The organism is Curtobacterium sp. VKM Ac-1376, from assembly GCF_015351025.1.
GTDB lineage: Bacteria > Actinomycetota > Actinomycetes > Actinomycetales > Microbacteriaceae > Curtobacterium.
On record NZ_JADKRV010000033.1, the window covers coordinates 1 to 8,154 of the forward strand.

General features: G+C 72.2%; 8 protein-coding genes. 2 read left to right on the top strand and 6 right to left on the bottom strand.

The window, feature by feature from the left end:
* Nucleotides 1-59: 59 nt before the first annotated feature.
* The 5 genes from ITJ56_RS17730 to xseA form a co-directional block, all read right to left on the bottom strand.
* Nucleotides 60-1,463: a class II fumarate hydratase gene (locus ITJ56_RS17730; RefSeq protein ID WP_194631958.1), complete on the bottom strand. Its 1,404-nt coding sequence runs from the start codon at nt 1,461-1,463 to the stop codon at nt 60-62.
* 94 nt (nt 1,464-1,557) lie between these two features.
* Nucleotides 1,558-2,172 carry a carbonic anhydrase gene (locus ITJ56_RS17735; protein WP_194631959.1) on the bottom strand — a complete coding sequence of 205 codons (615 nt, stop codon included), beginning with the start codon at nt 2,170-2,172 and terminating at the stop codon, nt 1,558-1,560.
* A gap of 106 nt (nt 2,173-2,278) precedes the next feature.
* A complete protein-coding gene (locus ITJ56_RS17740) occupies nt 2,279-2,914 on the bottom strand; it encodes a DUF4245 domain-containing protein (RefSeq protein WP_194631960.1) in 636 nt (211 codons plus the stop codon).
* Nucleotides 2,911-3,156 carry an exodeoxyribonuclease VII small subunit gene (locus tag ITJ56_RS17745; protein ID WP_194631961.1) on the bottom strand — a complete coding sequence of 82 codons (246 nt, stop codon included), beginning with the start codon at nt 3,154-3,156 and terminating at the stop codon, nt 2,911-2,913. Before ITJ56_RS17745 ends, ITJ56_RS17740 begins: the two co-directional genes overlap by 4 nt.
* Before the next feature lie 71 nt (nt 3,157-3,227).
* On the bottom strand, nt 3,228-4,463 hold the full coding sequence (gene xseA / locus ITJ56_RS17750) for an exodeoxyribonuclease VII large subunit (protein ID WP_194631962.1): 1,236 nt from the start codon (nt 4,461-4,463) through the stop codon (nt 3,228-3,230).
* A 126-nt stretch (nt 4,464-4,589) separates the two neighbouring features.
* Between xseA and ITJ56_RS17755 the strand changes: the two genes are divergently transcribed.
* Together ITJ56_RS17755 and ITJ56_RS17760 are read left to right on the top strand one after the other, a co-directional pair.
* A complete protein-coding gene (locus ITJ56_RS17755) occupies nt 4,590-5,654 on the top strand; it encodes a 4-hydroxy-3-methylbut-2-enyl diphosphate reductase (RefSeq protein WP_194631963.1) in 1,065 nt (354 codons plus the stop codon).
* The gene (locus ITJ56_RS17760) at nt 5,651-6,415 is read left to right on the top strand and encodes a DUF6264 family protein (protein WP_194631964.1); all 765 of its coding nucleotides are present in this window, start codon (nt 5,651-5,653) and stop codon (nt 6,413-6,415) included. Before ITJ56_RS17755 ends, ITJ56_RS17760 begins: the two co-directional genes overlap by 4 nt.
* 275 nt (nt 6,416-6,690) lie before the next feature.
* Here the strand turns inward: ITJ56_RS17760 and ITJ56_RS17765 are convergent, their stop codons facing one another.
* Nucleotides 6,691-7,950 carry a M18 family aminopeptidase gene (locus tag ITJ56_RS17765; RefSeq protein ID WP_194631965.1) on the bottom strand — a complete coding sequence of 420 codons (1,260 nt, stop codon included), beginning with the start codon at nt 7,948-7,950 and terminating at the stop codon, nt 6,691-6,693.
* Between the last annotated feature and the right edge of the window lie 204 nt (nt 7,951-8,154).

The window sequence follows — 8,154 nt, forward strand, 5'->3', positions numbered from 1 at the left end:
AGGCGCGGTGCCAGCTGGCACCGCGCCTCCTGGCCGTCAGCGGGTCGTGTTCGGGTGCGTCAGTTCGGGTGGGTCATCGACAGGACGTCGAGCGCCTCGTCCAGCTGCGCTTCCGTTACCTCGCCGCGCTCCACGTGCCCGAGGGCGACGACCGCTTCGCGCACGGTGATGCCCTCGGCGACGGCGTACTTCGCGACCTTGGCGGCGGCCTCGTAGCCGATGACCCGGTTGAGCGGGGTGACGATCGACGGTGAGGACTCGGCGAAGGCGCGGGCGCGCTCGAGGTTCGCCTGCAGCCCGTCGATGGTCTTGTCGGCGAGCACCCGCGAGCTGTTCGCGAGCAGACGGATCGACTCGAGCAACGCGGTGCCCATCACGGGGATGGCGACGTTCAGCTCGAACGCACCGGACGCACCCGCCCAGGCGATCGTGGCGTCGTTGCCGATGACCCGCGCGCCGACCATGAGGGTGGCCTCGGGGATCACCGGGTTGACCTTGCCGGGCATGATCGACGACCCCGGCTGCAGGTCGGGGATGTGCAGCTCGCCCAGGCCGGTGTTCGGACCGGAGCCCATCCAGCGCAGGTCGTTGTTGATCTTCGTCAGGCTGACGGCGAGCACCTTGAGCGCGCCGGACACCTCGACCAGGGCGTCGCGCGCACCCTGTGCCTCGAAGTGGTCGACGGCCTCGGTGATCGGCAGGCCGGTGTCGCTCGCGAGCTGGGCGATGACCCGCTGCGGGAAGCCCGTCGGCGTGTTGATGCCGGTGCCGACGGCCGTCCCGCCGAGCGGGACCTCGGCGACACGGGGGAGTGTGGACCGAACGCGCTCGATGCCGAGGCGGATCTGGCGCGCGTACCCGCCGAACTCCTGGCCGAGGGTGACCGGGGTGGCGTCCATCAGGTGCGTCCGGCCGGACTTCACGGCGTCGGCCCACAGCGTCGCCTTCGTCTCGAGCGACTCGGCGAGGTGCTCGAGCGCCGGGATGAGCGTGCGCATGAGTGCTTCGGTCACGGCGACGTGCACCGAGGTCGGGAAGACGTCGTTCGAGGACTGGGACGCGTTGACGTGGTCGTTCGGGTGCACCGCCGTGCCCGCGATCTCCGACGCCAGGGTGGCGAGGACCTCGTTCATGTTCATGTTCGACGAGGTACCGCTGCCGGTCTGGTAGACGTCGACCGGGAACTGGTCGTGGTGCTGCCCGCCGATGATCAGGTCCGCCGCCTTCGCGACGGCGTCCGCCAGGGCCGGCTCGACGATGCCGAGCTCGCCGTTCACGATCGCCGCGGCCCGCTTGATCCGCGCGAGGGCCACGATCTGTGCCGACTCGAGGCCGGTGCCCGAGATGGGGAAGTTCTCGACCGCACGCTGGGTCTGGGCACGGTACAGGGCCGACTTCGGCACCCGCACCTCGCCCATGGTGTCGTGCTCGATGCGGAACTCGGTCGCGGTGGTGTCGGTCACGTCGTCGTGGTCCTTCCTGGGGTGCTCGCCGGTCGCGGTCGCGCCGGCCCGTGCTCGCGCCCCGGGGTCTCCGGGGCGGCGTCGTGGTGGTCGGTCAGACCTGGCCCACGACGGTGTCGATGGTGACCTCTCCCGTGGCGAGGTCGTAGGTCGCCCCGACGACGGCCAATCTACCCTCGGCCACGGCGTCGGAGACCGCGCCGGAACGCTCGATCACCTGGCGGAGCGTGGCTTCGAGGTGCGCGGCGCCGATCGCTTCCTGCGGCAGCTCGGCGTCGATCGTCCGGACCTTCTCGACGCTCGGGGTGATCGCGTCGACGAGGAACTGCAAGTGGGGTGCGGCAACGGGCTCGCCGGAACGCGCGGCGGCGACGGCACCGCAGCGGGTGTGGCGGAGCACGACCACGAGCGGCGTGCCGAGGGCGACGACCGCGAACTCGATCGAGCCGAGCACGATGTCGTCGACGATCTGTCCGGCGTTGCGGATGGCGAACAGGTCCCCGATGCCGGCGTCGAACACGTGCTCGAACGGCACGCGCGAGTCGGAGCAGCCGAGGACCGTCGCGAACGGCGATTGCGATCCCTCGAGCTCGGTGCGGCGGTCCGGGTCCACGCGGCCCATCCGGCGCTTGTCAGCGGCGAAGCGGGCGTTGCCTTCGACGAGCAGGCGCAAGGCGTCGGACGGAGTGGAGGCGGCGCGGTCGGGCATGGGACTCCTCGGTACGGGTGGGACGTTCGGGTGGGACGGGGCGGTGGCGACGGTGGGCCCGGGAGGCCTGCCGACGGCGACCCGCAGGCCCCTGGTCGCTCGCGGGCTACTCGCTCAGTTGTCGGTCGACGGCCGTCGCGACCGTCCGGAAGGACTTGTCGTCGGCGGTGCCGGAGAGCACGATCGTGTTCTTCCCGAACCTCGACACCAGCGAGTACGCGTGGTTGCCGGCGTCGGTGCCCTCGGACCGCCGGTCGTACACGGTCCACTCGGTGTCGTCGATCGTGCGGGTGCCGTTGGCCGGGCGCTGGTCGAGCTGGTTCGACACCCACGAGGCGTTGGCGTCGATGCCCTGCTGCAGGCCGAGGTACTGCTTGTCCGGGGTCACGAACCCGACGGTCCAGACGTCGACCCCGTCGGTGGTCTTGCTGGCGAAGTCCGCCCGGTTCGCGCTGAAGCCGTCGGGCAGCCCGGGGGCGGCCAGCGTGACGTCGTCGACCTTCGCGTCCGCGGCGATCTGCTGGTAGTCGACCGTGCGGTCGACGGTCGTGTCCGGCCGCACCACGACGGCGACGAGGAAGAGCACGATGCCGAGTGACGCGATGAGGGCGATGACCAGGTTGAAGGCGGTCTGGTGCTGCCGGCGGGCGGTCCGGGCGGCGTCCTTGCGGGCCCAGGTCTCCTCCGGCGTCTCGGGGCGACCGAGCTCCGCCACGATCGGGCGGCCGTTCGGATCGGTCATCGGCCGGAGCCGTCCTCGGCGCTGCTGGCGGTACGGGCCGCGTCGAGGCGTGCGCGGGCACCGACGAGCCACTCCTCGCACCGTGCGGCGAGGGCTTCGCCCCGCTCCCACAGCGCCAGCGAGCGCTCGAGGGTGGCGGAGCCCTGCTCGAGCTCGCCCACGACGCGCACGAGTTCGTCGCGGGCCGCTTCGTAGCTCAGCGACTGGACGTCGGTCTGCTCGGGTTCCTGCTGGGATGGCACGGGTCGATCCTACCGAGCGTCCACCGACGATCCGTCGCGCCGATCGCGACTGTGGGGAACTCCCGCGGCGGTCAGGAACCGTCCGGCCCGGGGCCGTCGGGTTCGAGCGTGCCGGTCGCGGTGCCGGCACCGAGCGTGACGTGCACCGGGGTCGCTCCGGACAGGTTCGCCGTGCCACGGACGACGCCGCCGTCGGCGCGCTGCACGATGGCGTACCCGCGGCGCAGGGTGTCCCTCGGCGAGAGCGCTCGGAGCCGCGCGGTCAGGTGGCCGACCTCGGAGTGCCCGCGCTCGAGGCGGCGGTCGAGGAGCTCGCGCGCTCGGGACAGATCGCGGGCGATCTCCTCCGCGCGGGTGTCGACGAGCCACGCTGTCGAGGCGAGCGCCGGCCGCGAACGGAGCGCGGCCAGCCGGTCGGCCTCGACCGACAGGGTGTGCGAGAGCCGGAGTCCGAGCCGGGCGCGGGCCGCCCGCACGTTGGCGAGTTCCTCGGCCACGTCGGGCACGACCCGTTTGGCTGCGTCGGTCGGGGTCGAGGCGCGGAGGTCGGCCACCTCGTCGAGGAGCGGTCGGTCGGCCTCGTGCCCGATGGCGGAGACGATCGGGGTCGACGCGGACGCCGCCGCGCGGACCAAGCCCTCGTCGCTGAAGCCGAGCAGGTTCTGGAAGTCACCGCCGCCGCGGGCGATGATGATGACGTCGACCTCGGGATCGGCGTCGAGCTCGAGGATCGCTGCCGTCACCTCGCCCACGGTCCGCTCGCCCTGCACCGCGGTGTGGACAGTGCGGAACTCGACCTGCGGCCACCGGAGCTGTGCGTTCCGCTTGACGTCCTTCTCGGCGTCGGAGTCCTTGCCGGTGATGAGCCCGATGCGGTGCGGCAGGAACGGCAGCCGCTTCTTGCGGGCCGGGTCGAACAGTCCTTCTTCCGTGAGGGTGCGCCGCAGCCGTTCGAGCCGTTCGAGCAGGTCTCCGAGGCCGACGTGCTTCATCTCGACGACCTGCATGGTCAGCGAGCCGCCCTTGACCCAGTAGTTCGGCTTGAGGGCGGCGACGACCCGGTCACCCTGCTTGATGTCCGCCGGCACCCGGGAGCGCACGCTCGACCAGATGGAGAACGACACCGTGGCGTCGACCTCGACGTCCTTCAGCTTGCCGTAGACGTTGCCGCCCGCGACGTTCCACTGCGTGATCTCGCCCTCGACCCAGGCGGTGCCGAGCCGGTCGATCCAGTCGCGGAGCTTCGCGCCGAGGAGCGCCACCGGCCACGGGTTGTCGGCCGTCGGTGGGCCCTGTTCGATCGCCATGTCGCTCCTTGTCCTGGTGGACGTCCATCGTGCCCGAGACCGGTGACAGGCGGCATGCTGCGGTGATCTCCACAGGCACGCCACGCGCCCAGGTCGCGTGCGTTCCGCTCACCTATCATCGGGGACGTGACGATCACCAACGGCCACACGGTCCCGCTCGCCCCGCCGCGAGTGCACGCGGCACGTGGGCGACTGCGGGACGAACCGGTCGTCGGCGCCAAGAAGGTGCTGCTCGCGGCACCCCGTGGGTACTGTGCCGGCGTGGACCGCGCGGTCGTCGCCGTCGAGAAGGCCCTCGAGCAGTACGGCGAGCCCGTCTACGTCCGCAAGCAGATCGTCCACAACGTGCACGTGGTGTCGACGCTCGAGCAGCGCGGCGCGGTGTTCGTCGACGACGTGGCCGAGGTCCCGCGCGGCTCCCACGTCGTGTTCAGCGCCCACGGGGTCTCGCCGGCCGTCGTCGCCGGTGCCGCCGAACGGGACCTGCACGCCATCGACGCCACCTGCCCGCTCGTCACGAAGGTCCACCGCGAGGCCACCCGGTTCGCCAAGGCCGAGCGCACCATCATCCTGATCGGGCACACCGGCCACGAAGAGGTCGAGGGCACGATGGGGCACGCTCCGGACCGCACCATCCTGGTGAACGGCCCGGACGACGTCGCCGCGCTCGAGGTCCCCGACCCGGACAACCTCGTCTGGCTGTCGCAGACCACGTTGAGCGTCGACGAGACGATGGAGACCGTCCGGCTGCTGCGCGAGAAGTTCCCCGCGATCCAGAACCCGCCGTCCGACGACATCTGCTACGCCACCCAGAACCGTCAGGTCGCGATCAAGAAGGTCGCCCCCGGCGCAGACCTGGTGATCGTGGTCGGTTCCGCGAACTCGTCGAACAGCGTCCGCCTGGTCGAGGTCGCGCTCGAGCACGGTGCCCGTGCGGCCCATCGCGTCGACTACGCCGAGGAGATCCAGCAGGAGTGGCTCGACGGCGTCGAGACGGTCGGCGTCACGAGCGGTGCCTCGGTGCCGGAAGAGCTCGTGGCCGAGGTGCTCGAGCAGCTCGCCGACGCGGGGTACGCCTCCGTCGAAGAGGTCGTCACCGCGCACGAGGACCTGATGTTCTCGCTCCCCAAGGAGCTCCGAACCGACGCGTCGGGCAACTCGACGCGCGCACTCGGCGGGCGTCGGGCATGAGCGGGGCGGACGGCTGGTCCTCGGTCCCGCGCCGTGACCCGGCGCACCTCGACGACGGCACGGGTGTCGGCCAGGAGGCCCGGGACGCATCCCCGACGTCGGCCGCCGGTGCCACCCAGGGTCGGCCCCAGGGCCGTCCGGCTCCCGGGTACGGCGAGTACGCGCCGGAGGGCTGGGTGAACCCTGTCCTCGTCGAGCAGGAACGACAGGAGCAGGAGCGGAAGGCACGCGAACTCCGGGAGCAGGCCGCGTCGCAGGCTGGTCGGGACGGCGCCGCGGCACGCCGGGCCGGCAGCGGCGTGCCGTCCGGGCCCGTGCCTCCCGGCCGCCTCGGTGCTCCCGGTGGCGCCTCCGCCGGCGGGCCGCCGCGGTCGACGGCGACGAGCCGGTTCGGACGCTCGCCGGCCGACTTCGTGCTGACCGTCGGGCTGCTGGCCTTCGGGCTCGTCTCGGTGGTGCAGTCCCTGGCCGTGGGAGACGTCGCGTCCACGGTGCGCCGGACCCTCGAGACCCAGTACACGGCGCTGGACGACCCGAGCGCGTTGAGCGGTGCGGCCGCGGTCGCCGCCGTGACCAACGTCGTCGTCTTCGCCCTGGTGGCCTGGTGGTCGATCCGACGACTCCGTGCTCGCAAGCGGACGTTCTGGGTGCCCCTCGTGGGCGCGCTCGTGGCCACCGCGGTGAGCACGATCGCGTTCCTGCTCGTGGTGCTGCAGGACCAGGCCTTCGTCGGTTTCATGCTGGGCCAGACCGGCGCCTGACGGCCTGACGGCCTGACGGCCCCGGATCCCCTGCCAAACCGCCCGCCTGAAGGTCGCCGAGTGGTCACTCCCCGCCGTGCGCCCGTCGCCGAGTGGTCACGAAGTGTCGTCCGGCACCGGCGCGGCCGACAGTTCGTGACCAGTCGGCCCTGCGCGAACGGGAGTCGTGACCAGCCGACAGCCGACACCGGGCCCGCCGTCGGATCCGGCCCGCTGGAGCCGGCCGGGGCTCAGGCGGCCACGGCTCAGCCGACCGGAGCTCAGCCGGCGAAGGCTCAGCTGGCGAGGAACGCGGCGACCGCAGCGTGCAGGGCAGCCAGGTCGTCGACGTGGACGAGTTCCCGGATGGAGTGCATCGACAGCAGTCCGACGCCGATGTCGATCGTCGGGATGCCGAGCCGGGTCGCCGCGATCGGACCGATGGTCGAGCCCCCGGGAATCGTGTTCAGGTTGACGAACGGCTGCCAGGGCACCCCCGCTGCCTCGCAGGCCGCGGCCCAGACGGCCTCGCCCTTCGCCTCGGTCATGTAGCGCTGGTTCGCGCTGATCTTCAGCAGCGGGCCGGAGCCGGGGCGCGGACGGTTCGTCGGGTCGTGCTTCTCGGGCTGGTTCGGGTGGACCAGGTGTCCGGCGTCGCTCGACAGCAGCCAGGAGGCGCGGAACGCCCGTGCGGCTTCGGAGCGGGTGGCGCCGAGGCCCTCCTGCACGCGGGCGAGGACGTCCTCGAGGAACGGGCCGCCGGCTCCGGACGGGGTGGACGATCCGATCTCCTCGTGGTCGAACGCCGCGAACACCGGGATGTGGTCACCGTCGGTCGGAGCGTCCACGATGCCGCGGAGTCCGGCGTGCACGCTCGTCAGGTTGTCCATCCGGCCGGACGCCAGGAACTCGCGGTCGATGCCGATCCGGGCCGGGGCCTGGGTGTCGGCGAGGAACAGGTCCCACGACACCGCACCTTCGCCGAGCCGGCCCCGCAGCCACGACACCACGTCCGTCCCGCCGGCGTCGCCGTCCACGCCGACGATCGGCAGGGTGTGCCGCTGGCGGTCGATCTCCTTGCCGTCGTTGACCCCGCGGTCCAGGTGGATGGCCAGGTTCGGGATCCGGGCGACGGCGTCGGTGCTGAACAGTCGAACGGAGCCGTCGGCATCGACGACCCTTCCGGCGATCCGCAGGTCACGGTCGAACCAGGTCGACAGGAGTGCGCCGCCGTAGACCTCGACGTTCAGCTGCTCCCAGCCCCCGGTGCGGACGCCCGGGTTCGGCTTGACGCGGAACCCGGGGGAGTCGGTGTGGGCACCGAGGATCCGGAGCGGGGTCGTCCCGGTGGCACCGTCGGGCAGACGCCACGCGATGACGGCACCGTCGCGGACGACGACGTACGCGCCGGGTCCGGTCGGCCAGGCGTCGAGCTCGGACAGCTCGGTGAACCCTGCCGAGACGAGGCGGTCACGGGCGGCGGCGGCCGCGTGGAACGCGGTCGGCGACTCGGTGACGAACTGGGCGAACTCGGAGGCGATGGCGTCGACGGTCACCCGCCCATCGTGGCACGCGCTGGAGGTGACCGGACGCAGAACGGGGCGCGTCCGTGGGACGCGCCCCGTTCCTCCAGGCCGGTGGGCCCGACCGGACGGCCCTGCTCAGCCCTTGGTGTGACCGGCCGAGCCGAGGACCTTCGCGGCCTCGACCACACGGGCCGCCATGGCGGACTCCGCGACCTTGCCCCAGGCGCGGGGGTC

Coding starts and splice junctions, on each gene's coding strand:
- ITJ56_RS17735 (WP_194631959.1), bottom strand. CDS start 2,172: ATGCCCGACCGCGCCGCCTCCACTCCGTCCGACGCCTTGCGCCTGCTC.
- ITJ56_RS17740 (WP_194631960.1), bottom strand. CDS start 2,914: ATGACCGATCCGAACGGCCGCCCGATCGTGGCGGAGCTCGGTCGCCCC.
- xseA (WP_194631962.1), bottom strand. CDS start 4,463: ATGGCGATCGAACAGGGCCCACCGACGGCCGACAACCCGTGGCCGGTG.
- ITJ56_RS17760 (WP_194631964.1), top strand. CDS start 5,651: ATGAGCGGGGCGGACGGCTGGTCCTCGGTCCCGCGCCGTGACCCGGCG.